The 25,739-nt window shown below is 72.2% G+C and carries 17 protein-coding genes; all 17 read left to right on the forward strand.

What is annotated here, in order from left to right:
* Nucleotides 1-181: 181 nt before the first annotated feature.
* The 17 genes from mnmA (at nucleotide 182) to ACWDD9_RS36480 (ending at nucleotide 25,671) form a co-directional block, all read left to right on the forward strand.
* On the forward strand, nucleotides 182-1,318 hold the full coding sequence (gene mnmA / locus ACWDD9_RS36400; protein WP_049658857.1) for a tRNA 2-thiouridine(34) synthase MnmA: 1,137 nt from the start codon (nucleotides 182-184) through the stop codon (nucleotides 1,316-1,318).
* A 118-nt stretch (nucleotides 1,319-1,436) separates the two neighbouring features.
* Nucleotides 1,437-1,994, forward strand: coding sequence for a Uma2 family endonuclease (locus ACWDD9_RS36405; protein WP_387822141.1), 558 nt, complete (start codon nucleotides 1,437-1,439; stop codon nucleotides 1,992-1,994).
* A gap of 45 nt (nucleotides 1,995-2,039) precedes the next feature.
* A complete protein-coding gene (locus ACWDD9_RS36410; RefSeq protein WP_074001491.1) occupies nucleotides 2,040-2,564 on the forward strand; it encodes an LOG family protein in 525 nt (174 codons plus the stop codon).
* Between the two features lie 13 nt (nucleotides 2,565-2,577).
* Entirely contained in the window at nucleotides 2,578-3,267 is a 690-nt protein-coding gene (locus tag ACWDD9_RS36415) for an SDR family oxidoreductase (RefSeq protein WP_049658860.1), read from the forward strand.
* 296 nt (nucleotides 3,268-3,563) lie between these two features.
* The gene (locus ACWDD9_RS36420) at nucleotides 3,564-5,828 is read left to right on the forward strand and encodes a right-handed parallel beta-helix repeat-containing protein (RefSeq protein ID WP_449813969.1); all 2,265 of its coding nucleotides are present in this window, start codon (nucleotides 3,564-3,566) and stop codon (nucleotides 5,826-5,828) included.
* 249 nt (nucleotides 5,829-6,077) lie between these two features.
* On the forward strand, nucleotides 6,078-8,345 hold the full coding sequence (locus ACWDD9_RS36425; protein WP_449813970.1) for a right-handed parallel beta-helix repeat-containing protein: 2,268 nt from the start codon (nucleotides 6,078-6,080) through the stop codon (nucleotides 8,343-8,345).
* 213 nt (nucleotides 8,346-8,558) lie between these two features.
* Nucleotides 8,559-10,847 (forward strand): right-handed parallel beta-helix repeat-containing protein, encoded by a 2,289-nt coding sequence (locus tag ACWDD9_RS36430; RefSeq protein WP_449813971.1) that lies wholly within the window; start codon nucleotides 8,559-8,561, stop codon nucleotides 10,845-10,847.
* Between the two features lie 203 nt (nucleotides 10,848-11,050).
* Entirely contained in the window at nucleotides 11,051-13,321 is a 2,271-nt protein-coding gene (locus ACWDD9_RS36435) for a right-handed parallel beta-helix repeat-containing protein (protein ID WP_449813972.1), read from the forward strand.
* A 238-nt stretch (nucleotides 13,322-13,559) separates the two neighbouring features.
* On the forward strand, nucleotides 13,560-15,797 hold the full coding sequence (locus ACWDD9_RS36440) for a right-handed parallel beta-helix repeat-containing protein (RefSeq protein WP_449813973.1): 2,238 nt from the start codon (nucleotides 13,560-13,562) through the stop codon (nucleotides 15,795-15,797).
* Between the two features lie 79 nt (nucleotides 15,798-15,876).
* Nucleotides 15,877-16,887 (forward strand): methionine synthase, encoded by a 1,011-nt coding sequence (locus ACWDD9_RS36445; RefSeq protein ID WP_234348454.1) that lies wholly within the window; start codon nucleotides 15,877-15,879, stop codon nucleotides 16,885-16,887.
* 19 nt (nucleotides 16,888-16,906) lie between these two features.
* Entirely contained in the window at nucleotides 16,907-19,195 is a 2,289-nt protein-coding gene (gene ligA, locus ACWDD9_RS36450) for an NAD-dependent DNA ligase LigA (RefSeq protein WP_449813974.1), read from the forward strand.
* Nucleotides 19,196-19,517: 322 nt separating this feature from the next.
* A complete protein-coding gene (locus tag ACWDD9_RS36455; RefSeq protein WP_079271897.1) occupies nucleotides 19,518-21,317 on the forward strand; it encodes a putative bifunctional diguanylate cyclase/phosphodiesterase in 1,800 nt (599 codons plus the stop codon).
* A gap of 307 nt (nucleotides 21,318-21,624) precedes the next feature.
* Nucleotides 21,625-21,921 carry an Asp-tRNA(Asn)/Glu-tRNA(Gln) amidotransferase subunit GatC gene (gatC, locus tag ACWDD9_RS36460; protein ID WP_049657766.1) on the forward strand — a complete coding sequence of 99 codons (297 nt, stop codon included), beginning with the start codon at nucleotides 21,625-21,627 and terminating at the stop codon, nucleotides 21,919-21,921.
* A 5-nt stretch (nucleotides 21,922-21,926) separates the two neighbouring features.
* Nucleotides 21,927-23,420: an Asp-tRNA(Asn)/Glu-tRNA(Gln) amidotransferase subunit GatA gene (gene gatA, locus ACWDD9_RS36465; protein ID WP_380664727.1), complete on the forward strand. Its 1,494-nt coding sequence runs from the start codon at nucleotides 21,927-21,929 to the stop codon at nucleotides 23,418-23,420.
* Nucleotides 23,417-23,674: a hypothetical protein gene (locus ACWDD9_RS36470; RefSeq protein ID WP_049657770.1), complete on the forward strand. Its 258-nt coding sequence runs from the start codon at nucleotides 23,417-23,419 to the stop codon at nucleotides 23,672-23,674. Before gatA ends, ACWDD9_RS36470 begins: the two co-directional genes overlap by 4 nt.
* 83 nt (nucleotides 23,675-23,757) lie before the next feature.
* Nucleotides 23,758-25,263 carry an Asp-tRNA(Asn)/Glu-tRNA(Gln) amidotransferase subunit GatB gene (gene gatB / locus ACWDD9_RS36475; protein ID WP_049657772.1) on the forward strand — a complete coding sequence of 502 codons (1,506 nt, stop codon included), beginning with the start codon at nucleotides 23,758-23,760 and terminating at the stop codon, nucleotides 25,261-25,263.
* A 249-nt stretch (nucleotides 25,264-25,512) separates the two neighbouring features.
* Nucleotides 25,513-25,671 carry a hypothetical protein gene (locus tag ACWDD9_RS36480; RefSeq protein WP_158077676.1) on the forward strand — a complete coding sequence of 53 codons (159 nt, stop codon included), beginning with the start codon at nucleotides 25,513-25,515 and terminating at the stop codon, nucleotides 25,669-25,671.
* The last annotated feature ends 68 nt before the right edge of the window (nucleotides 25,672-25,739 follow it).

A 25,739-nucleotide genomic window follows, 5' to 3' on the forward strand; every position in this document is an offset into this window, starting at 1 on the left:
CGTCCGGCGCTGATCCCGGCCGTGCGGCGCCGTTCCCGGCCGTCCGGCGCTGATCCCGGCCGTGCGGCGCCGTTCCCGGCCGTCCGGCGCTGATCCCGGCCGTGCGGCGCCGTTCCCGGCCGTCCGGCGCTGATCCCGTCTTCCGGGAACAGCCGGGCCACCCCGTACCCTTGTTGCCATCATGACTGACTTCCCGGGTGCCCCGACCACTCCGTCCACCGGCCGTCTGCGCGTGCTCGCGGCGATGTCCGGCGGAGTCGACTCCGCCGTCGCCGCCGCCCGCGCCGTCGAAGCCGGACACGAGGTGACCGGCGTCCACCTGGCGCTGTCCAGCAACCCGCAGTCCTTCCGGACCGGCGCGCGCGGCTGCTGCACCATCGAGGACTCCCGGGACGCCTGGCGGGCGGCCGACGTGATCGGCATCCCCTTCTACGTCTGGGACCTCGCCGAGCGCTTCCGCGAGGACGTCATCGACGACTTCGTCGCCGAGTACGCGGCCGGGCGCACGCCCAACCCGTGCCTGCGCTGCAACGAGAAGATCAAGTTCGCGGCGCTGCTGGACAAGGCCGTCGCCCTCGGCTTCGACGCCGTCTGCACCGGCCACTACGCCCGGATCGTCGACCTGCCCTCCGGCGCGCGCGAACTGCACCGGGCCGTCGACTCCGCCAAGGACCAGTCCTACGTCCTCGGCGTCCTCGACGCCGACCAGCTCGCCCACTCGCTCTTCCCGCTCGGTGACACCACCAAGGAGGAGATCCGGGCCGAGGCCGAGCGCCGCGGCCTGGCCGTCGCCAAGAAGCCCGACAGCCACGACATCTGCTTCATCGCCGACGGCGACACCCAGGGCTTCCTCGCCAAGCACCTCGGCACCGCGCCCGGCGACATCCTCGATGCCGACGGCACCAAGCTCGGCGAGCACGACGGCGCGTACGGCTTCACCATCGGCCAGCGCAAGGGCCTGCGGATCGGCCGCCCGGCCGCCGACGGCAAGCCGCGCTACGTCCTGGACATCTCCCCGGTGAACAACACCGTGACGGTCGGCCCGGTCGAGGGCCTCGACGTCACCGGGCTGACCGCCATCCGCCCCCGCTGGTGCGGCACCGAGCCCCTCGCCGACGGGCGCTACACCGCCCAGCTCCGCGCCCACGGCGAGGAGGTGCCGGTGAGCGCCTCGGTCGTCGACGGCGAACTGCGGGTGCGGCTGGACACCCCGGTGCGCGGCATCGCCCCCGGCCAGGCCGTGGTCCTCTACGACGGCACCCGCGTCGTCGGCTCCGCCACCATCGCCACCACCGAGCGCCCGGCCGTCACCGCCTGAGCGGCAGCGGCCGGGAGGGCCGGGCCTCCTGTCCGCGCAGAGGCCCGGCTGGATCCCGGTGTCGGCAGGCCGACCGGCAGCGGGTGAGATGTCGGCCCGGTCGGCCATAGTGGACGGCATGACCTTCTACGAGCAGCACCGCGAGTTCATCGAGGAGCTGGAGCGGATCACCCCGGAAGGCGTCCGGATCGAATGGTCCGGAGACACGCTGATCATGCAGGCGTCGCCGTCCAACATCCATCAGCTCAACGTGGCCCAGGTGCGCAGGCAGTTCGAGCAGCACGCTCCTGACGGCTACCTTCCCAGCGAGCGGAGCGAGATCGTCAGCCCGGACGTCTCCAAGGGGCGTGAGCCGGACCTGACCTACCTCCCCCTCGACGTCCTCTCCCAGCCGGGTAACAAAGCCCCTGCCGCCGAAGCCCTGATCGCCGTGGAGATCGTCTCGCCGTCCAACCCGGGCAACGACTGGATGGACAAGCTGCACGACTACGCCGAGATGCGCATCCCGCTGTACCTGATCGTGGACCCGCGCCAGCAGACGGTGACGCTGTTCTCCGAGCCGAACCACGACCGCTACCACACCCGCAGCGACCGGAAGTTCGGCGACGCGATCACCATCCCGGAGCCCTTCGGCTTCAGCCTGAGCCTGTCGAAGCTCGTGCCGTACACCGAGTAATGGCGGTGAGCGGTGGGCAGGGGGCGTGATAGACCAGACGACACTATGAATATCTCTGTCTTCTGCTCCGCGTACTCGCTCGACGACCGCTACTCCGCCCCCGCCGCCGAGTTCGCCCGGCTCCTGGGGGAGGGCGGGCACACCCTGGTGTGGGGCGGCTCGAACGCCGGGCTGATGGGGCTGCTCGCCGACGAGGTGAAGGCGGCCGGCGGCCGACTGGTCGGCGTGATGGTCGAGATGCTCAGGCACAAGGCGTACGTCGGCGCCGACGAGCTGGTGTGGACCGCCGACCTCCCCGAGCGGAAGGCGGAGCTGGCGGCCCGGGCCGACGCGATCGTCGTCCTGGTGGGCGGGCTGGGCACCCTGGACGAGGTGACCGAGGTGCTGGAGCTCAAGAAGCACGGGATGTTCGACAAGCCGGTGGTCGTGCTGGACACCGAGGGCTTCTACTCCGGCCTGCGCACCCAGATGGAGCGGATGGACGCCGAGGGCTTCCTGCCGCGCCCGCTCGCCGAGCTGATCACCTTCGCGGACACCCCCGCCGAGGTCTTCGCCCAGCTCAAGGCCTGAGAGGATCGGGTCCATGGCTGCACATCTGATCACCGGCGCCGGCTCCGGCATCGGCGCCGTCCTCGCCGAGCGACTCGCCGAGCGCGGGGACGAGCTCTGGCTGCTCGCCCGCGACGCCCGCCGGGCCGCCGAGCTGCGCGAGCGCTTCCCCGGGGCCCGCACCCTCGTCGGGGACCTCGGCGACCCGGGCAAGCTCTCCTGGGCCTTCGGCCACCAGCAGCTGCCCGTCGAGCTCGACTCCCTCCTGCACGTCGCGGGCGTCGTCGAGCTCGGCCCGGTCGGCGACCTGACCCCCAAGGCCTGGCAGGAGACGCTCAACGTCAACCTCGTCGCCCCCGCCGAGCTGACCCGCCTCCTGCTGCCGTCGATCCGGCTGGTCAAGGGCCACGTGCTCTTCGTGAACTCCGGCGCCGGCCTGAACGCCCACGCCGAGTGGTCGGCGTACGCGGCCAGCAAGCACGGCCTCAAGGCGCTCGCCGACGCGCTGCGCCACGAGGAGCACGCCAACGGCGTCCGGGTCACCTCCGTCTACCCCGGCCGCACCGCCACCGCGATGCAGGTCAAGGTGCACCAGCAGGAGGGCAAGGAGTACGACGCCGACCGCTGGATCGAGCCGGAGTCCGTCGCCAAGGCGGTCCTCGCCGCCCTCGACGCCTCCCGCGACGCGGAGATCACCGACATCACCGTCCGCCCGGGGCGCTGACGCGCCGCGCGGGACACCGGCGACGGCCGACGCCCCGCGCGCCCACCGGAGTTCGACACCACGTCCGCGTGCCCGACGGCCCCGGCACCGAGCCCTCCGCTCGGCGCCGGGGCCGTTCGCGCGGGGTGCGGCGGCCTGCGGATTTGTCGTTGGCGCGCCCCCACCGGTTGTGGAATGATCCGCTCCGCCCTCCAGTCGATCAAGGACGGACCAACGGAGGGTAAAGGCGTCATTCGCGCTTCAAAGTGCCCAGGGGGGTTCCCATTTCCAGATTCCGTACGGCCCTCGCCGCCGGTGTGACGCTGCTCGGGGCGGTCGGTCTGCCGGCCGTCTCCGCGGGCGGCGCGGCCGCGGCTGGCAGCACGCTCCACGTCAACAACGCCGCGGGTGCGCACTGCACCGACGGCGGCACGGGCGCCCAGTCGGCGCCGTTTTGCACCATCGGCGCGGCCGCGGCCGTCGTCCAGCCGGGGCAGACGGTGGACATCGCCGACGGGGCGTACCCCGAGGACCTGACCGTCACGAAGTCGGGCACGGCCGAGGCGCCGATCACCTTCCGGGCGACGAAGAACGAGAACAGCCCGGGCGGCGGTGCCCGCATCGGCGGGTGGAACCAGCAGACCAACGGCTTCTTCGTCACGGGCGCCCAGCACGTCCGCTTCGAGAACCTGACGTTCGACGCGGGCTACCTGAAGCCGTCGATCGTGGTGAGCGGCGCCCGGGACGTGGTGTTCGACAACACCTCCGTCCTCGGCGGCACCGGTGTCCGGATCACCGGCGCGTCCGACAAGGTGGTGTTCGGACGCGGCAGCATCGGCTCGGCGGGGCCGGGGATCACCGTCGACCGCGGCTCCACCGGAACCGTGCTGACCACCAACGTGGTGCAGCCCAACTCCGGCTACAACTCGACCGGCATCGTGGTGCAGGACTCGCCGGACACCGTCGTGGTGAGCAACTCGCTGAACACGAACTGCTTCGGCGGGATCGTGCTGGACGGCACCTCGACCGGTGCGGTGGTCGAGAACAACGTGGTGAACACGGCGGCCAACCTCGAGAAGTCCTGCGGGGCCAAGGCCACCGGCGCCACCGGGATCACCGTCGCGGTGAACTCCGTCCCGGGCCTCAAGGCCGACTACAACGTGGTCGACTCGCGCAGCGACGCCGCGGCCTACCACTGGGGCGGCGTCCCGTACGCCGTCCAGCAGGCGTTCACCGCCGCCACCGGCCAGGGCGCGCACGACTTCTTCGCCCCGTCGTGGGTCCAGAAGGGGCCGAACGCACCGCTGGACGTCACCGTCGACTCGGCGGACGAGAACGCCCCGGGCATGCTGCCGACCGACCGCGGCGGCTGGGCCCCGGCCGACGACGTGACGGTCCCCAACACCGGTACGGGCAGCGGCATCCGCGACCGCGGTGCCTACGAGATGCTCGACATCGGCAGCGCGTTCACCCCGGCCGGTCCGACCCGGCTGCTGGACACCCGGGCGCCGATCGGCGTCCCGTCGGCCCAGGCGGTTCCGGCCTGGGGCACCGTCGACCTCCCGGTGACCGGTGTCGCGGGCGTTCCGGCGGAGGGCGTGACGGCCGTGACGCTGAACGTGACGGTGACCGAGCCGGGCGCCGACGGCCACCTGACCGTCTACCCGCACGGTGACGCCGCGCCGAACTCGTCGAACCTGAACTGGGTCGCCGGCCGGACGATCCCGAACCTGGTGACCGTTCCGGTGACGGACGGGAAGGTGTCGTTCTACAACGCCTCCGGCGGCACGGTGCACCTGATCGCGGACCTCGCCGGCTACTACGGCACCAAGGGTTCGCTGTTCCACGCCCAGGGCCCGACGCGGCTGCTGGACACCCGGGCGCCGATCGGCGTCCCGTCGGCCCAGGCGGTCCCGGCCTGGGGCACCGTGGACCTGCCGGTCACCGCCGTCGCGGGCGTCCCGGCGGCCGGTGTCACCGCCGTCACGATGAACGTGACGGTCACCGACCCGGAGCAGGACGGGCACCTGACCGTCTACCCGCACGGCGGCAAGGCACCGGACGCCTCCAACCTCAACTGGACGGCCGGGCGGACGATCCCGAACCTGGTGACGGTGCCGGTGAAGGACGGCAAGGTCTCGTTCTACAACGCCTCCGGCGGCACCGTGCACCTGATCGCCGACCTCGCCGGCTACTACAGCGCCGAGGGCAAGGTCAGCTACCGCCCGGCCGGCCCGTACCGGCTCCTCGACACCCGCCAGGACGCCAACTGGGACTCGGAGGCCCGCCCCGCGGGCACCGTCCCGGCCTGGGGCACGGTGGAGATCCCGGTCGGCGAGATCCCGAACGTCACCGCGCTGACCCTGAACGTGACGGTCACCGAGCCGGGCACCGACGGGCACCTGACCGTCTACCCGCACGGTGACGCGGCGCCGAACGCCTCGAACCTGAACTTCCTGCCCGGCGAGACCATCCCGAACCAGGTGGTCGTCCCGGTCAAGGACGGCAGGGTCTCGTTCTACAACGCGAGCGGTGCTCCGCTGCACCTGATCGTCGACCTGTTCGGCTACCAGGCCTACTGACCCGTACGCGCACCCGCGCCCGCCCCGACGGCCCCGGAGCCGAGCCCCCGCGCTCGACTCCGGGGCCGTTCGCGTGCGGTGCGGTGGCCTGCGGATTTGTCGTTGGCACGGTTCCTTCCGCTGTGGAATGATCCGCTCCGCCCTCCAGCCGATCAGTTCAGGACACAGGGGGGCCGGAAAGCGTCATCAGCGCTGCACAATGCCCAGGGGGATCCCATTTCCAGACTCCGTACGGCCCTCGCCACCGGTGTGACGCTGCTCGGGGCGGTCGGTCTGCCGGCCGTCTCCGCGGGCGGCGCGGCCGCGGCGGGCGGCACGCTCTACGTCAGCAACGCCGCGGGTGCGAACTGCACCGACAGCGGCGGCGGCGCCCAGTCGGCGCCGTTCTGCCACGTCGCGGCCGCCGCGGCGGTCGTCCAGCCGGGGCAGACCGTCGAGATCGCGGCCGGGTCCTACGTCGACACCGCGGTGACCGTGACCCGCTCCGGCACCGCCGACGCCCCGATCACCTTCCGCAGCCAGGCCCAGCAGTACTCGTCGGGCGGCGTCGCCTCGCTCAGCGGCGGGGCGCCGAACCACCCGGACAGCGCCATCGTGGTCAAGGGCGCCGACCACCTGCGCTTCGAGAACCTGACGGTGCTGAGCAACCAGCGTCCGGCCGTCGTGGTCGACGGCGGGCACGACGTCTCCTTCACCAACATCGCGGCCTCGGGCGGCGGCGTGCGGATCACCAACGCCTCCGACAAGGTCACCTGGGCCCGCGGCGACTTCAGCTACGCGCCCGGCCCGCTGCTCCAGGTCGACGGCGGCTCCACCGGGACCGTCCTGACCACCAACGTGGTCCAGGCCAACTACGTGCCCGACATGACCGGGATCCTGGTCAAGGACGCGCCGAACACCGTCGTGGTGGCCAACACCGTCACCTCGTCCTGCTTCGCCGGGATCGTGCTGGACGGCGGCTCGACCGGCGCGGTGGTCGAGAACAACGTGGTGAACACCGCGAAGAACCAGAACGCGGCCTGCGCCACCCCGGCCGCCGCCACCGGGATCACCGTCGGGGCGAACGCCACCGCGGGCACCAAGGTCGACTACAACCTGATCGACCCGCGCAGCGGCGGCGCGCCCTACAGCTGGGCCGGCGCCGCCTTCGGCACCCAGGACCAGCTCACCGCGAACACCGGCCAGGGCGTGCACGACTTCGTCGCCCTGACCTACGTGCCGAAGGGCCCGGACGCCCCGGTCGACCACCGGATCGACTCGGCGGACGAGACCGCCCCGGGCATGCTGCCGACCGACCGCGGCGGCCAGGCCCCGGTGGACGACCCGACGGTCGCCAACACCGGTACGGGCAGCGGCTTCCGCGACCGCGGTGCCTACGAGATGCTCGACATCGGCAGCGCGTTCACCCCGGCCGGTCCGACCCGGCTGCTGGACACCCGTCAGCCGATCGGCGTCCCGACGGCGCAGCCCGTCCCGGCCTGGGGCACCGTCGACCTCCAGGTGGCCGGCGTGGCCGGGGTCCCGGCGACCGGTGTCACCGCCGTGACGATGAACGTGACGGTCACCGACCCGCAGGAGGCCGGGCACCTCACCGTGTACCCGCACGGTGACGCGGCGCCCAACTCGTCGAACCTGAACTGGCCCGCCGGGCGGACGATCCCGAACCTGGTCACGGTTCCGGTGACGGACGGCAAGGTGTCGTTCTACAACGCCTCCGGCGGCACGGTGCAGCTGATCGCCGACCTGGCGGGCTACTACAGCCCGAAGGGTTCGCTGTTCCACGCCCAGGGTCCGACCCGTCTGCTGGACACCCGGGCGCCGATCGGCGTCCCGGCGGCGCAGGCGGTTCCGGCCGGGGGCACCGTCGACCTCCCGGTGGCCGGTGTCGCGGGCGTCCCGGCGACCGGTGTCACCGCCGTGACGATGAACGTGACGGTGACCGAGCCGCAGACCGACGGGCACCTCACCGTCTTCCCGCACGGTGACAAGGCGCCGAACGCGTCGAACCTCAACTGGACGGCCGGGCGGACGATTCCGAACCTGGTGACGGTGCCGGTGAAGGACGGCAAGGTGTCCTTCCAGAACGTCTCCGGCGGTACCGTGCACCTGATCGCCGACCTGGCCGGCTACTACGCCACCGAGGGCAAGGTCAGCTACCGCCCGGCCGGCCCGATCCGGGTCCTCGACACCCGCCAGGACACCTACTGGGAGTCGGGCGTCCGCCCGGCGGCCACCGTCCCGGCCTGGGGCACGGTGGACGTCCCGGTCGGCGAGATCCCGAACGCCGCTGCGGTGACCCTGAACGTGACGGTCACCGAGCCGGGCACCGACGGGCACCTGACCGTCTACCCGCACGGTGACGCGGCGCCGAACGCCTCGAACCTGAACTTCCTGCCCGGCGAGACGATCCCGAACCAGGTGGTCGTCCCGGTCAAGGACGGCAAGGTGTCGTTCTACAACGCGAGCGGTGCTCCGCTGCACCTGATCGTCGACCTGTTCGGCTACCAGGCCTACTGACCCGTACGCGCACCCGCGCCCGCCCTGACGGCCCCGGCGCCGAGCACCCCGCTCGGCGCCGGGGCCGTTCGCGTGTTTCCGCGAGCTGTGAAATCCGTCTTGGCACGGGCCCCGGGCCGTGGCAGGATCCGCTCCGCCTTCCAGCCGACCGGCTCCGGACGGCGGGGGGTCGAAAGCGTCATCCACGCTTCAATTCGCCCACGGGGGGCTCCTGTGTCCAGATTCCGTACAGCGCTGGTCGTCGGCGTGACGCTGCTCGGGGCGGTCGGTCTGCCGGCCGTCTCCGCGGGCAGTGCGGTCGCGGCGGGCGGCACGCTCCACGTCGACAACGCCGCGGGTGCGCACTGCACCGACAGCGGCAGCGGCACCCAGTCGGCGCCGTACTGCACCATCGGCGCGGCGGCGGCCGCCGTCCAGCCGGGCCAGACCGTCGACATCGCGGACGGTACGTACATCGAGGACGTGACCGTCACCCGGTCGGGCACCGCCGAGGCGCCGATCACCTTCCGCGCCAGCAGGACGCCCGACGAGAACAACGGCGGCGGCCTCACCAAGATCGGCACGGGGGACAGGCCCGTCAACGGGTTCGTCGTCCGGGGCGCCGAGCACGTCCGGTTCGAGAACCTGACCGTCGCGGCGGTCCCCCAGAAGGCGGCCGTGCTGGTGGACGGCGCCCGTGACGTCTCCTTCGACAACGCCTACCTCACCGGTGGAACCGGCATCCACGTCACCAACGGCTCCGAGCGGGTGCTCCTCGGACACGGCGACGTCGGAAGGGTGCAGGGCCCGGCGGTCACCGTGGACGGCGGCTCCACCGGGACGGTCGTCACCACCAACGCGCTCATGCCCTACGCCGGGCCCGACATGACCGGGGTCCTGGTCAAGGACGCGCCGAACACCGTCGTGGTGGCCAACAACGTCAACTCGTCCTGCTTCGCCGGGATCGTGCTGGACGGCACCTCGACCGGCGCGGTGGTCGAGAACAACCTGGTGAACACCTCCCTGTACGGCATGAACCCGTGCCGCGACCAGACCGCCCGCGCGACCGGGATCACCGTCGGCCCGAACGCCGTCACGGGCACCAAGGTCGACTACAACGTGGTCGACCCGCGCAGCGGCGGCGCGGCCTACAGCTGGGCCGGGACGGCGTACGGCGACCAGCCGTCCTTCACCGCGGCCACCGGCCAGGGCGTACACGACTTCGTCGCGCCGTCGTCGATCCAGAAGGGTCCGGACGCGCCGCCGGACCACGTGACCGACTCGGCGGACGAGAACGCCCCGGGCATGCTGCCGACCGCCATCGGCGGCGTCGCCGCGGTGGACGACCCCAAGGTCCCCAACACCGGTACGGGCAGCGGCTTCCGCGACCGCGGCGCCTACGAGAACGCGGACGTCGGCAGCGCCTTCACCCCGGCGGGCCCGACCCGGCTGCTCGACACCCGCCAGCCGATCGGCGTGCCGGCGGCGCAGCCCGTCCCCGCCGGGGGGACCGTGGACCTGCCCGTCACCGGGGTGGCCGGGGTCCCGGCGTCCGGGGTGACGGCGGTGACGATGAACGTGACGGTGACCGAGCCGCAGGCCGACGGGCACCTCACCGTCTATCCGCACGGGGACGCGGCGCCGAGCTCGTCGAACCTCAACTGGACGGCCGGGCAGACGATCCCGAACCTGGTGACGGTGCCGGTCAAGGATGGCAAGGTGTCGTTCCAGAACGCCTCGGGCGGCACCGTGCACCTGATCGCCGACCTGGCGGGCTACTACAGCCCGAAGGGTTCGCTGTTCCACGCCCAGGGGCCGACGCGGCTGCTGGACACCCGGGCACCGATCGGAGTCCCGGCGGCGCAGGCCGTTCCGGCGTACGGCACCGTCGACCTCCCCGTGGCGGGCGTGGCCGGGGTCCCGGCGTCCGGGGTGACGGCGGTGACGATGAACGTGACGGTGACCGAGCCGCAGGCCGACGGGCACCTCACCGTCTATCCGCACGGGGACGCGACGCCGACCGCCTCCAACCTCAACTGGCCTGCCGGGAGGACGATTCCGAACCTGGTGACGGTGCCGGTCAAGGACGGCAAGGTGTCGTTCCAGAACGCCTCGGGCGGCACCGTGCACCTGATCGCCGACCTCGCCGGCTACTACACCGCCGAAGGCAGGGTCAGCTACCACCCCGACGGCCCCCAGCGCTGGATGGACACCCGCGACCCGGGCTTCCGGACACCGGCCGTCCCGGCCTGGGGCACCCTCGACCTGCCGATCCCGTACGGTCCGGCCGTCGCGGCGGTGACCCTGAACGTGACGGTCACCGAGCCGGGCACCGACGGGCACCTGACCGTCTACCCGCACGGTGACGCGGCGCCCAACGCCTCGAACCTGAACTTCCTGCCGGGCGAGACGATCCCCAACCAGGTGGTCGTCCCGGTCAAGGATGGCAAGGTCTCGTTCTACAACGCGAGCGGTGCTCCGCTGCACCTCGTGGTCGACGAGTTCGGCTACCAGGCGTACTGACCCCGTCCCGTAGGAAAACGGCCCCCGGAACCGAGCCCCGCGCTCGGTTCCGGGGGCCGTTCGCGTACGGCGGCGGCCCGTGCGACGTACTGACACGACCGTTCGACTGTGGAATGATCCGCTCCGCCCTCAAGTCGATCAAGGTCGGATCAAGCGAGGGCAAAAGCGTCACCAAAGCTCAACAGCGCCCAGGGGGGCTCCTTTTGTCCAGAATCCGCACGGCTCTCGTCGTCGGTGCGACGCTGCTCGGGACGGTCGGCCTGCCGGCCGTCTCCGCGGGCGGCGCGGCCGCGGCGGGCACCACCCTCCACGTCCACCGCACGACCGGCTGCACCAACAGCGGCACCGGCACCGAGTCGGCGCCGTACTGCACCATCGGTCCGGCGCTGGCCGCCGTCCAGCCGGGCCAGACGGTCGAGATCGGCGAGGGCACGTACCCCGAGGACCTGACCTTCACCCGGTCGGGCACCGCCGGGGCGCCGATCACCGTCCGCGGCGTCACCGGCCCAGGGGGCTCGGGCCCGATGATCGGCGACCAGAAGACTCCCGTCAACGGGTTCGTCGTCCGGGGCGCCGACCACCTGCGCTTCGAGAACCTCTACCTCACCGCGGCCCCGAAGAGCACCCTCCTGGTGGACGGGGCCCGCGACGTCTCCTTCGACCAGGTGACCATCGCCGAGGGCGCCACCCTGCACGTCACCAACGGCTCCGCCGACGTGCGCTTCGCGCGCGGCAGGATCGGCTCCTACCAGGACCCGGCGGTCACCGTGGACGGCGGCTCCACCGGCACGGTCGTGACCACCAACCAGGTGTACAAGCCCGGGTCCGGACCCGGGACCGTGCCCGGCATCGTGGTGAAGGACGCCCCGAACACCGTGGTGGTGGCCAACACCGTCAACGCGCCCTGCTCCCGGAGTATCGTGCTGGACGGCGGCTCGGCCGGCGCCGTGGTCGAGAACAACGTGGTGAACAGCGCGAACGGCCCGCGGGCCTGCGGCGCCAGGTCCGCCGACGCCATCGGCATCACCGTCGGGCCGGACGCCACCGCCGGCAGCAAGGTCGACTACAACGTGGTCGACCCGCGCAGCGGCGGCCCGGCCTACAGCTGGGCCGGCGGCCCGTACACCTCGCAGGAGGCCTTCACCGCGGCCACCGGCCAGGGAGAGCACGACATCGTGGCGCCCAGCCTGGTGGACCGGGGCCCGGACGCGCCGGCCGACCCCAAGGTCGACTCGGCGGACGAGAACGCCCCGGGCATGCTCCCGACCGACTCCGAGGGCAGGGCGCCCGTCGACGACCCGACGGTGCCCAACACCGGTACGGGCAGCGGCACCCGCGACCGCGGCGCGACCGAACGCTCCTTCGTCGGCAGCGCGTTCACCCCGGCCGGCCCGACCCGGCTGCTGGACACCCGGGCGCCGATCGGCGTGCCGTCGGCGGCGGCCGTGCCCGCCTGGGGCACCGTCGACCTCCCGGTCGCGGGCCTCGCGGGCGTCCCGGCCGAGGGCGTCACCGCCGTGACGATGAACGTGACGGTCACCGAGCCGGGCGTCGACGGCCACCTGCGGGTCTACCCGCACGGCAGCCGCCCGTGGGACACCTCCGCCCTGAACTGGACGGCCGGGCGCACCGTCGCCAACCTGGTGACGGTGCCGGTGAAGGACGGCACGGTGTCGTTCTACAACTCCTCCGGCGGCACCGTGCACCTGATCGCCGACCTCGCCGGCTACTACAGCCCCAAGGGCTCGCTGTTCCACCCGCAGGGCCCGACCCGGCTGCTGGACACCCGGGCGCCGATCGGCGTGCCGTCGGCGGCGGCCGTGCCCGCCTGGGGCACCGTCGACCTCCCGGTCGCGGGCCTCGCGGGCGTCCCGGCCGAGGGCGTCACCGCCGTGACGATGAACGTCACGGTCACCGAGCCGCAGGCCGACGGCCACCTCACCGTCCACCCGCACGGCGACCAGCGCCCGAACGCCTCCAACCTCAACTGGACGGCCGGCCGGACCACCCCGAACCTGGTGACCGTCCCGGTGAAGGACGGCAAGGTGTCCTTCTACAACGCCTCCGGCGGCACCGTGCACCTGATCGCCGACCTCGCCGGCTACCACACCGCCGAGGGCAGGATCAGCTACCACCCCGATGGCCCCGAGCGGCTCCTGGACACCCGCGTCCAGCCGGGCGGCAGCGCACCCGTCCCCGCCTGGGGCACCCTCACCCTCGACCTCGTGAACTACCCCTACCTCGCCGGAATGACCCTGAACGTCACGGCCGTCGAGCCCGGCGCCGAGGGCCACCTCACCGTCTACCCCCAGGGCGACACGGTGCCCAACGCCTCCAACCTCAACTTCCTGCCCGGGGAGACCGTCGCCAACCAGGTGGTCGTCCCGGTCAGCAAGGGCAAGGTCTCCTTCCACAACGCCAGCGACGCCCCGCTGCACCTCGTGGTCGACAGGTTCGGCTACCAGGCGTACTGACCCCGCTCCGTACGAACGGCCCCCGGAACCAGGCCCCGTGCCCGGTCCCGGGGGCCGTCGCCGTCCGGTCCGGAGGTTCGCGGAAACCTCCTTGGCGCCGGTTCCCGCGCCGTGGAATGATCCGGACGCTCTCCGGACGATCTATTCCCGACGCCGGGGGGTCGAAATGCGTCACAAGTGTTTCAAAGTGCCCTGGGGGGTTCCCATTTCCAGATTCCGTACAGCTCTCGCCGCCGGCGTGACGCTGCTCGGGGCGGTCGGCCTGCCGGCCGTCTCCGCGAGCGGCGCGGCCGCGGCCGGCAGCACGCTCTACGTCAACAACGCCGCGGGCGCGAACTGCACCGACAGCGGCAGCGGTGCCCAGTCGGCGCCGTACTGCACCATCGGCGCGGCGGCGGCCGCCGTCCAGCCGGGCCAGACCGTCGAGATCGTCGACGGCACCTACGGCGAGAACCTGACCATCACACGATCGGGAACGGCTGAGGCGCCGATCACCTTCCGTGCCCATTCCAGCTGGACCTCGTACGGGACGATCGGGGGGAACGGCAAGCCAGTCGACGGGTTCGTCGTCAAGGGTGCCGACCACCTGCGCTTCGAGGGCCTCGGAATCAGCGCGGCAGCGGGGACCCCCACCGTAACGGTGGACGGAGCCCACGACGTTTCCTTTGACAAGGTCGACCTCGACGGCGGCAGCGGGATCCACATCACCAACGGCTCCGTCGGCGTGCGCATCGGACGCAGCACGGTTAACTCTCCCGCAGGATCGGTGGTCGTCGTGGACGGCGGCTCCACCGGTACGGTCGTGACCACCAATCTGCTCCAGAACATCCGGACGTCCGGTACCGAGGGAGTTCTGGTCAAGGACGCCCCGAACACCGTGGTGGTGGCCAACACTGTCAGTGCGCCCTGCTCCCGGGGCATCGTGCTGGACGGCGGCTCGGCAGGCGCGGTGGTCGAGAACAACGTGGTGAACACGGCGAAGGGGGGGAACGCGGCCTGCGCCACCCCGGCCGCCGCCACGGGAATCACCGTCGGGGCGAGTGCGGCCTCGGGCACCAAGGTCGACTACAACCTGATCGACCGTCGCAGCGCTGGCGCGGGCTATGACTGGGCCGGTACGACCTACGCCACCCAGCAGGCGTTCACCGCGGCCACCGGCCAGGGCGCGCACGACTGGGTGCACCTGACCGACGTGCCGAAGGGGCCGACCGCCCCGGCCGACCACCGGATCGACTCGGCCGACGAGAACGCCCCGGGCATGCTGCCGACCGACATCAACGGCCGTGCGGCCGCCGATGACCCGACCGTTCCCAATTCGGGTACGGGCAGCGGATTCCGCGACCGTGGTGCGTTCGAGACCTTCAACGTCGGCAGTGCCTTCACCCCGGCGGGTCCGGCCCGGCTGCTGGACACCCGTGCGGCCGTCGGTGTCCCGGCGGCGCAGGCGGTTCCGGCGTACGGCACGATCGATCTGCCGGTGGCCGGTGTGGCCGGGATTCCGGCATCCGGTGTGACAGCGGTGACGATGAACGTGACGGTGACCGACCCGCAGGAGGCCGGGCACCTCACGGTGTACCCGCACGGTGACGCGGTGCCGACCGCCTCCGTCCTCAACTGGCCGGCCGGTCGCACGATCGCCAACCAGGTGACGGTGCGGGTGAAGGACGGCAAGGTGTCCTTCTACAACGCCTCCGGCGGCACGGTGCACCTGATCGCCGATCTGGCCGGCTACTACGGCCCGAAGGGTTCGCTGTTCCACCCCCAGGGTCCGGACCGGCTGCTGGACACCCGGGCGCCGGTCGGTGTCCCGGCGGCGCAGGCGGTTCCGGCGTACGGCACGGTGGACCTGCCGGTGGCGGGGGTGGCCGGGGTTCCGGCGTCCGGTGTGACGGCGGTGACGATGAACGTGACGGTGACCGACCCGCAGGCCGACGGGCACCTGACCGTCTACCCGCACGGGGACAAGGCGCCGGACGCCTCCAACCTCAACTGGACGGCGGGGCGGACGATTCCGAACCTGGTGACGGTGCCGGTGAAGGACGGCAAGGTGTCGTTCTACAACGCCTCCGGCGGCACCGTGCACCTGATCGCGGACCTCGCGGGCTACTACAGTGCCGAGGGCAAGGTCAGCTACTGGCCCGAAGACCCGGAGCGGCGGCTCGACACCCGTATCGTGTGGGGGTCCGGCAGCCGGGCCGTTCCGGCCTGGGGCACCGTAACCATCGACACCAGGGGTTCCAACGTCACGGCGATGACCCTGAACGTGACGGTCACCGAGCCGGGCGCCGACGGCCACCTCACCGTGTACCCGCACGGTGACGCGGTGCCGACCGTCTCGAACCTGAACTTCCTGCCGGGGGAGACCATCTCCAACCAGGTCGTGGTCCCGGTCAAGGACGGCAAGGTGTCGTTCTACAACGCCAGCGGCGCCCCGCTGCACCTCGTGGTCGACGAGTTCGGTGTCGAGAGCTACTGACCCCCGCCCCACCCCGACGGCCCCGGCGCCGAGCCCCGTGCTCGGCGCCGGGGCCGTCCGGCTGAGTAGGCTCGGGCGGGTGAGCACCCCACATCCCTTCCCCGACCTGCGTGGCGCCGCCACCGGTGTCGGTTCGCTGCCCGGTACCGACGCCCGGGAGGCCGCCAAGACCTCCACCGGGGCACTGGAGCACCTGCCGTTCCTGCCCGAGCTGCCCGCGCGCGGGCCGGGCGCGGACATGATCGGCCGCGGCGCCGGCCTGCTGGTCGAGCTGTTCGCGCAGACCGAGCCGAGCGGCTGGCGGTTCACCGACCGTCCGGGCCGGGACACCCGGCGCGCCCATTCCTGGCTCGGCGAGGACCTGGACGCGCTGGAGGAGTTCACCCAGGGCTACCAGGGGGCGGTCAAGGTCCAGGCCGTCGGCCCCTGGACGCTGGCGGCGAGCATCGAGCTCAAGCACGGGGAGAAGGCGCTCTCCGACCCCGGTGCCTGCCGGGACATCGCCGGCTCGCTGACCGAGGGCCTGCGCCGCCACCTCGCGGACGTCCGCAGGCGGGTGCCCGGGGCCGAGGTGGTCCTCCAGCTCGACGAGCCCTCGCTGCCGGCCGTGCTGTCGGGGTCGGTGAAGACCGCGAGCGGTTTCCAGCGGCTGCGCTCGGTCGACCGGCAGGTCGCCGAGGAGGTGCTGCGCGAGGTGGTCGGGGGCCTGGACGCGCCGGTCGTCGTGCACTCCTGCGCGCCGGACGTCCCGGTCCCGCTGCTGCGCCGGGCCGGGGTCGCCGGGATCTCGCTGGACTTCTCCCTCCTCACCGAGCGCCAGGACGACGATCTCGGCGAGGCGGTGGAGGGCGGCACGATGATCCTCGCTGGTGTCGTCCCCGCCACTGACCAGGCAGTGTCCGACCCTGCCGGTAGTGTCCAGGGTGTCAGGACCTTGTGGCGCAGGCTCGGGTTCGCCCCGGAGCTGCTGGGCCGTCGCGTGCTGGTGACGCCGACCTGCGGGCTGGCCGGGGCCTCCCCGGCGTACGCGCGCAGGGCGCTGTCGTCCGCGGCGCGGGCGGCACAGAGCCTGGTGGACAACCCGGAATGAGAACGTAGGAGGGCTTGCGGTGACGGCTGTCGAGGGCTGGGAGGACGTCCCGGCGGAGGTGCGCAGGCGGCACGCCGAGCTGGCGGCGGAGATCACCGACCACCGGGCCCGGTACTACGAGCAGGACGCGCCGGTCGTCAGCGACGCCGAGTTCGACGCGCTGATGCGGGAGCTGGAGGGGATCGAGGCCGAGCACCCGGCCCTGGTCACCCCGGACTCGCCGACGCAGCGGGTCGGCGGCGCCCCCACCGTGCTGTTCGCCGAGGTCGAGCACCGTGAGCGGCTGCTCAGCCTGGACAACGCGATGGACGACGAGGAGCTGGCGGCCTGGGCGGAGCGGGTCGCCACCGAGCTGCACGGCATCGACTACCACTACCTGTGCGAGCTGAAGGTGGACGGCCTGGCCGTCAACCTCACCTACGAGAACGGGCAGTTGACGCAGGCGGCGACGCGCGGCGACGGCCGGGTCGGCGAGGACATCACCGCGAACGTCCGCACCATCAAGGAGATCCCGCACCGGCTCAAGGGCGAGAACGTCCCGGAGCTGGTGGAGATCCGCGGCGAGGTCTACTTCCCGACGGAGGAGTTCGACGCGCTCAACGCCTCCTTCGCGGAGGAGAACGAGCGGCGCCGGCAGGAGAACGAGGAGCGCGCCAGGGAGGGCAAGCGGCCCCGGGCGATGATCCGGCTGTTCATGAACCCCCGCAACGCCGCCGCCGGTTCGCTGCGCCAGAAGGACCCGCACGTCACCGCCTCCCGCCCGCTGCACATGGTGGTGCACGGCATCGGCGCCCGGGTCGGCTTCGACATCGACAACCAGTCGCACGCCTACCGGCTGCTGCACGACTGGGGCCTGCCCACGGCCCGGCACAACAGGGTGGTGGGGACGCTCGCCGAGGTGCGGGCGTTCATCAAGCACTTCGGCGAGCAGCGGCACTCGGTCGAGCACGAGATCGACGGCGTCGTGGTGAAGGTGGACGAGATCGCCCTGCAGGGCCGGCTCGGCGCCACCTCCAAGTCGCCGCGCTGGGCGATCGCCTGGAAGTACCCGCCGGAGGAGGTCACCGGCCGGCTGGCGGAGATCAAGGTCGGCATCGGCCGCACCGGCCGGGCCACCCCGTACGCGGTGCTGGCCGAGCCGGTGAAGGTGGCCGGTTCGATGGTGCAGTACGCGACGCTGCACAACCAGGAGATCGTCAAGGCCAAGGACGTGCTGCTCGGGGACACCGTCGTGCTGCGCAAGGCGGGCGACGTCATCCCGGAGATCCTCGGCCCGGTGTACGACCTGCGGGACGGCACCGAGCAGGCCTTCGTGATGCCCTCGCACTGCCCGGAGTGCGGCAGTGAGCTGCGGCCGATGGCCGAGGGGGACATCGATCTGCGCTGCCCGAACGCGGAGCGCTGCCCGGCCCAGATCCGGGAGCGGATCGCCTTCCTCGGGGGGCGGCAGTGCCTGGACGTGGAGGGGCTGGGCTACGTCGCGGCCACCGCGCTGACCCAGCCGCTGGAGCCGGCCGAGGCGCCGGTGCGCAACGAGGCCGACATCTTCCGGCTGACGCGGGAGAAGCTGCTGCCGATCAAGGTGCTGGTCCGGGACCCGAAGACGGGCATGCCGAAGCTGGACGACAAGACGGGCAAGGAGAAGGAGGTCTTCTTCTTCGCCACCACCAAGGGCGAGCCGAAGAAGTCGCTCCAGGCCCTGATCGACAACCTGGAGGCGGCGAAGCAGCGGCCGCTGTGGCGGTTCGTCAACGGTCTGTCGATCCGGCACGTCGGTCCGGTCGCCGCGCAGGCGCTGGCCCGGGAGTTCCGCGACCTGACGAAGATCTTCGAGGCGAGCGAGGAGCAGCTGGCGGCCGTCGAGGGGGTCGGTCCGACGATCGCCCGCTCGATCCAGGAGTGGTACGCGGAGGAGTGGCACAAGGAGGTCCTCCGGAACTGGGAGGCGGACGGCGTCCGCTTCACCGAGGAGTTCGCGGACGAGGAGGAGGCGGAGCGCCCGCTGGAGGGGCTGACCGTGGTGGTGACGGGCACGCTGGCCGGCCACACCCGGGACGGCGCCAAGGAGGCGCTGACCTCGCGCGGAGCGAAGGTGACCGGTTCGGTTTCGAAAAAGACCGATTTTGTGGTCGCTGGTGACAACCCAGGGTCCAAGTACGACAAGGCTGTTCAGCTCGGCCTGCCGGTCCTGGACGACGCCGGGTTCACCGTCCTGCTCGCCGACGGACCGTCCGCCGCCCGCGCCCACCTGGGGCTTCCGGAGCCCGAGGAGGCCGGAGAGGCAGCGGGGGAGACTGTCGAGGACTGATCCGGAGCCGCCCCGATCGGCTGATGACCGGATCGGTGTTGTTATCGTCCTGATGCAACGTCACCGGGTGCCGCACCGTGAAAGCGGGCATTGTGTCACTGTGCGGCACCCGGGCGCGGTGGCGCGTTTCCGGTTGTCCGAAAGTCTGCCCACCGGGTGGACCCCGGCATACCCTGGAGCGCAACAGAGTGTCAGCAGGGGTGGGGGCGCCGGCTGGACCGGAGTTCCACGGGGTCGCTCCATGCCCGGCAGCTGTCGGTACCGGCACGGTGCCTCACCGTAAGGCGGCCTGACGGGGCGGGCCCGACGGAGGACAGGGCTTATGGATCGTACGACCGGCGGTGCGCCCACACGCCCGCCGCAGGGGGTGGCGGGTGCGGTCCTGCTGCTCGGCGTGCTGCTGGCCGGAGCCGCGCCGCTCATCCCGCTGGCCGTCCTGGTCTACCGGTACGAACCCGAGTTGCTGCCGCTGTTCGCCGTGCCCCTGGCGGTGCTGGTGGCGGCCTGGCGGATCGCCCGGGACCGCGCCCGCGACCAACTGACCGACCCGCTGACGGATCTGCCGAACCGTCAGGCCCTGCTGCTGGCCGCCCAGGAGGCGATTGCGGAGTGTGAGCAGGGGTACAGCGTCGGTCTCATCCTGCTCGACCTCGATCGCTTCCGATCGCTCAACGACACACTCGGTCATACGGCCGGTGACCGGCTGCTGGTTCACATCGCCCGCCGGCTGCACCGGGCCCTGCGCTCCGGCGGCCCGGCCGGCAGCGCCACCCGGGAGTCCATCGACGACGTCTTCGCCGGCCTGCCCCGGCACTACCGCCGCGGCCGCCCGATGGTGGCCCGGATGGGCGGCGACGAGTTCGCCGTCCTGCTGCCCGGCATCAACTGCCCGGACAGCCTGGAGCGGGTCGCCAAGGCGCTGATCGCCGAACTGGCCGCCCCGATCCGGCTGGACGGGCTGCTGCTCGTCCTGGAGGCCAGCGGCGGCGTCTGCGTCTACCCGCAGCACGCCCAGGACGCCGAGTCGCTGCTGCGCCGGGCCGACGTCGCGATGGGCCACGCCCAGCGCGGCTGCTGCGGCGTCGCCCAGTACGACGAGACCCAGGACGCCGACACGCCGTACCGGATCGGGCTGTTGGGGGACCTGCGCCGGGCGCTGGAGACCGGCGAGGTGCAGCTGCACTACCAGCCGAAGGTGGCCTTCGACGGCCGGGTGGTCGGCCTGGAGGCGCTGCTGCGCTGGGAGCGGCCCGGCCAGGGGAAGGTCTCGCCGGACGAGTTCGTCGGGCTCGCCGAGTCCAGCGGCCTGATGCCGCGGCTCACCGACTACGTGCTGGAGGCGGCCGTCGGCCAGCTCGCCTACTGGCGCGAGCAGGGCCTCCAGGTGCAGGTCGCGGTCAACGTCTCGCCGCGCGACGTGCTCAACCCCGGCTTCGCCCAGCGGGTGGCCGGCCACCTCGTCCGCCACCAGGTGCCGGCCCACGCGCTCCAGTTGGAGATCACCGAGCGGCTGCTGCTGGACGACTCCCGGCGGGCCGCCGACACCCTGGCCGAACTGCGTGGCTACGGCGTCGGGATGTCCCTGGACGACTTCGGCACCGGGCACTCCTCGCTGGTGCGGCTGCGCAGCCTGCCGGTCGGCGAGCTGAAGATCGACCGCTCCTTCGTCTCCCGGATGGTCGCCGACGACCACGACGCGGCGGTGGTCCGCTGCTCGGTGGAGCTCGCCCACTCGCTGGGCCTGACCGTGGTCGCCGAGGGCGTCGAGGACGACGAGACCTGGGAGCGGCTGCACTGCATGGGCGTGGACGCCGTCCAGGGCTGGCTGGTGTCGGCCGCGCTGCCGGCCGAGCAGGCCACCGCCTGGCTGCGGGTGCACCGCACCGGCGCCCCGCCGGTGGAGCGGCTCGGCCTGCCGCCCCAGCTGCACGCCGGCTTCCAGCCGGCCCAGGGCGCCAAGCCGATCGGCCCGGCGGCCAGGCCGCCGGCGCTGCCGCCGACGACGCTCCCGCCGGTCCGGCCGCCGGTCATCCCGCCCACGCTGCCGCCGGTGGCCCAGGTGGTGCAGGCCGCGCACCGGGAGATCAAGCCGCAGGGCTGGGCCCGCACCCGGCCGCAGTAGCCCGCCGGACGCCGCCGCCCGTCGGACGCAGCAGCCCGTCGGACGCCGCCGCCGGGCCGCGACGGGAGCCGCCGTCGGGCCGTGACGGGTACCGGCGACGGCCGCGACAGGTGTCGGCGACCCGCGTGACGGGCGCCGGCGACGGCCGCCGCGGATCACTCGTTGGCCGGGGTACGGGACGGGCCCCATAGGATGGGGTCCAAAGACCACGAGGACGGAGCGCCGAACCCGGCTGCTCCTGCCCGGGCCCGGCTCCGCCCGCAAGGCACCGCCGGGTCTCACCAGAACTCACCCTGAGGATCGCTGCATGCCTGGCATCACGCGCGAGGAGGTCGCCCACCTCGCCCGGCTGTCGCGTCTTGAGCTGAAGCCCGAAGAGCTGGACCACTTCGCCGAGCAGCTCGACGTGATCATCGGCGCGGTCGCCCGCGTTTCCGAGGTCGCCGGACAGGACGTCCCGCCGACCTCCCACCCGCTGCCGCTGACCAACGTCATGCGCGCGGACGAGGTGCGGCCGTCGCTCACCCCGGAGCAGGCGCTGTCCGGCGCCCCCGCCTCCGAGGAGCAGCGTTTCCGTGTGCCGCAGATCCTCGGGGAGGACTGACCGATATGACCGAGCTGATCCGCTACACCGCCGCCGAGACCGCGAGCGCCATCGCCAAGGGCGAGGTGTCCGCCGTCGAGGTCGCGCAGGCCCACCTGGACCGCATCGGAGCCGTCGACAAGAAGGTCAACGCCTTCCTGCACGTCGACACCGAGGGCGCGCTGGCCGCGGCCAAGGCCGTGGACGACAAGCGCGCCAAGGGCGAGGAGCTGGGCCCGCTGGCCGGCGTCCCGCTCGCGCTCAAGGACGTCTTCACCACCAAGGGCATCCCGACCACCTGTGGTTCGAAGATGCTCGAGGGCTGGATCCCGCCGTACGACGCCACGCTGACCAGCCGTCTCAAGGACGCTGACGTGGTCATCCTCGGCAAGACCAACATGGACGAGTTCGCGATGGGCTCCTCCACCGAGAACTCCGCGTACGGCGTGACCGGCAACCCGTGGGACCTCTCCCGCATCCCCGGCGGCTCCGGCGGCGGTTCGGCCGCCGCGCTGGCCGCCTTCGAGGCCCCGCTGGCGATCGGCACCGACACCGGCGGCTCGATCCGCCAGCCCGGCGCCGTCACCGGCACCGTCGGCGTCAAGCCGACCTACGGCTCGGTGTCCCGCTACGGCCTGGTCGCCTTCTCCAGCAGCCTGGACCAGGGCGGCCCGTGCGCCCGCACCGTGCTGGACGCGGCCCTGCTGCACGAGGCCATCGCCGGCCACGACCCGCTGGACTCCACCTCGATCGACGCGCCCGTCCCGGCCGTCGTCGAGGCCGCGAGGATGCGCGACATCCGCGGCATGCGGATCGGCGTCGTCAAGGAGTTCGCCGGCGAGGGCTACCAGGCCGGCGTGATGCAGCGCTTCGACGAGTCGGTGGAGCTGCTGCGCGAGCTGGGCGCCGAGGTCGTCGAGGTCTCCTGCCCGTCGTTCACCCTGGCGCTGCCGGCGTACTACCTGATCGCGCCCAGCGAGTGCTCCTCCAACCTGGCCCGCTTCGACGCGATGCGCTACGGCCTGCGGGTCGGCGACGACGGCAGCCGCTCGGCCGAGGAGGTCACCGCTCTGACCCGCGAGGCCGGCTTCGGCCCCGAGGTCAAGCGCCGCATCATCCTGGGCACCTACGCGCTGTCCTCGGGCTACTACGACGCCTACTACGGCTCGGCCCAGAAGGTCCGCACGCTCATCTCGCGCGACTTCGACGCGGCCTTCGCGGGCGTGGACGTCCTGGTCTCGCCGACCACGCCGACCACCGCCTTCCCGATCGGCGAGCGCGCCGACGACCCGATGGCGATGTACCTGGCCGACCTGTGCACGATTCCGTCGAACCTGGCGGGCAACGCGGCCATGTCGCTGCCGGTCGGCCTGGCCCCGGAGGACAATCTCCCGGTCGGCCTCCAGATCATCGCACCCGCGATGGCGGACGACCGCCTGTACCGCGTGGGCGGCGCCGTCGAGGCCGCACTCAACGACAAGTGGGGGCACACCCTGCTGGAGGAGGCACCGGCACTGTGAGCAAGATCGAGAAGGCCAAGGGCTCCGGCTCGCTGAAGGGCTTCAAGCACTCCAAGCCCGGCCTGTGGCTGTCCATCGGCACCAGCGCGTTCGGCGCGATCTCCGTCGTCAAGGACGTCCGCAAGGCCCGCGAGGAGAGCGACACCCTCAAGCTGGTCAACGCCCTGGTCGGCGCGGCCGCGCTGGTCACCGGCACCGCCCTGCTGGTGCGCGAGCTGCGTCAGCTGGGCTCCGACGACGTGCTGCTGGGCTGAGCTGAGTCAAGCGCCCAGGCCCGGCCCCGCGCGACGCGGCGGCCGGGCCCGTACCTCCCAAGCTTCAAGTGAGAAGGGACGCTGTGAGCGTCATGAACCTGGTCTCCTACGAGGACGCTCTCGCGTCGTACGACCCGGTGATGGGCCTTGAGGTCCACGTCGAGCTGGGTACCAAGACCAAGATGTTCTGCGGTTGCTCGACCGAGCTGGGTGCCGAGCCGAACAGCCAGACCTGCCCGACCTGCCTGGGCCTGCCGGGCTCGCTGCCGGTGGTCAACGCGGTCGGCGTGGAGTCGGCGGTCAAGATCGGCCTGGCGCTGAACTGCGAGATCGCCGAGTGGTGCCGGTTCGCGCGGAAGAACTACTTCTACCCGGACATGCCCAAGAACTTCCAGACCTCGCAGTACGACGAGCCGATCGCCTTCAACGGCTACCTCGACGTGCAGCTGGAGGACGGCTCGACCTTCCGGGTGGAGATCGAGCGCGCCCACATGGAGGAGGACACCGGCAAGTCCAGCCACGTCGGCGGGGCCACCGGCCGCATCCACGGCGCCACCCACTCGCTGCTCGACTACAACCGGGCCGGCATCCCGCTGATCGAGATCGTCACCAAGCCGATCGAGGGCGCCGGCGAGCGCGCCCCCGAGGTCGCCAAGGCGTACGTCGCCGAGCTGCGCGAGGTGATCCGCTCGCTCGACGTCTCCGAGGCCCGGATGGACAAGGGCCAGATGCGCTGCGACGTCAACCTGTCGCTGCGCCCGAACGGCACCGAGACCTTCGGCACCCGCTCGGAGACCAAGAACGTCAACTCGCTGCGCAGCGTGGAGCGGGCCGCCCGGTTCGAGATCCGGCGCCACGCCACCGTGCTGACCGACGGCGGCACCATCGTCCAGGAGACCCGCCACTTCCACGAGGAGGACGGCTCCACCACCTCGGGCCGGATCAAGGACAACGCCGAGGACTACCGCTACTTCCCCGAGCCGGACCTGGTGCCGGTGGCCCCCGCCCGCGCGTGGGTCGAGGAGCTGCGCGCCGCCCTGCCCGAGCTGCCGCGGGTGCGCCGCGCCCGGCTCCAGGCCGAGTGGGACCTGTCCGACAAGGACATGCAGTCGGTGCTCAACGCCGGTGCGGTGGGCCCGATCCAGGAGACCATCGCGGCCGGTGCCCCGGCCGACCAGGCCCGCAAGTGGTGGATGGGCGAGCTGGCGCGCCGCGCCAACGAGACCGGCACCGAGCTGAGCGAGCAGCCGATCACCCCGGCGCAGGTCGCCCGGGTCGCCGCGCTGGTCGCCGAGGGCAAGCTGAACGACAAGCTGGCCCGCCAGGTCATCGAGGCCGTGCTGGCCGGCGAGGGCGAGCCGGACGCGATCGTCGAGAAGCGCGGCCTGGCCGTGGTCTCGGACGACTCCGCGCTGGGTGCCGCCGTCGACCAGGCCATCGCCGAGAACGAGGGGATCGCCGCCAAGATCCGCGACGGCAAGGTCCAGGCCGTGGGCGCGCTGGTCGGCGCGGTCATGAAGGCCACCCGCGGCCAGGCCGACGCCGCCCGCGTGAAGGACCTGATCCTGGAGCGTCTGGGCGCAGCCTAGGTCGTCAGCCCTTCCTTCCTAAGGCGTCTAAGGCATCTAAGGCCCTCTAAGTAAGGCCTAAGGCCCCGCCTCACCTATGTATCTGGGTGAGGCGGGGCCTTAAACCTTTTCTGGCACCCGATCTGCGCCCGATCTAAGGCATCCGGGCCCCGGAAGATGCGGCAGGCTCCCGATGCGGCACCCCCCACTGGCGGAGGAAGCTCTTACCTGTCAGCAGGACGCAGTGGAAAACCCGAGGGGGAACCGGAAATGATCGAGTACCAGACCTTCCAGCAACAGGCCCACGAGCTCGTGGCCCGCGCCGAGCACGAGCGCCTCGTGCGCGAGGCCAAGGAGGCCCGCCGCCTGCGGCAGCGCCCGGTGGCCGCCCGCTTCCAGCGGCGCCCCGTGCGTCGGCCCGAATGCTGACGGTGCGGCACCACGACGGTGCCGAAGGAACTCCGGAGGGGGAGACGCTGCGAGTGAGCGTCTCCCCC

The organism is Kitasatospora sp. NPDC001119 (assembly GCF_053598475.1).

Coding starts and splice junctions, on each gene's coding strand:
- mnmA (WP_049658857.1), top strand. CDS start 182: ATGACTGACTTCCCGGGTGCCCCGACCACTCCGTCCACCGGCCGTCTG.
- ACWDD9_RS36405 (WP_387822141.1), top strand. CDS start 1,437: ATGACCTTCTACGAGCAGCACCGCGAGTTCATCGAGGAGCTGGAGCGG.
- ACWDD9_RS36410 (WP_074001491.1), top strand. CDS start 2,040: ATGAATATCTCTGTCTTCTGCTCCGCGTACTCGCTCGACGACCGCTAC.
- ACWDD9_RS36415 (WP_049658860.1), top strand. CDS start 2,578: ATGGCTGCACATCTGATCACCGGCGCCGGCTCCGGCATCGGCGCCGTC.
- ACWDD9_RS36455 (WP_079271897.1), top strand. CDS start 19,518: ATGGATCGTACGACCGGCGGTGCGCCCACACGCCCGCCGCAGGGGGTG.
- gatC (WP_049657766.1), top strand. CDS start 21,625: ATGCCTGGCATCACGCGCGAGGAGGTCGCCCACCTCGCCCGGCTGTCG.
- gatA (WP_380664727.1), top strand. CDS start 21,927: ATGACCGAGCTGATCCGCTACACCGCCGCCGAGACCGCGAGCGCCATC.
- ACWDD9_RS36480 (WP_158077676.1), top strand. CDS start 25,513: ATGATCGAGTACCAGACCTTCCAGCAACAGGCCCACGAGCTCGTGGCC.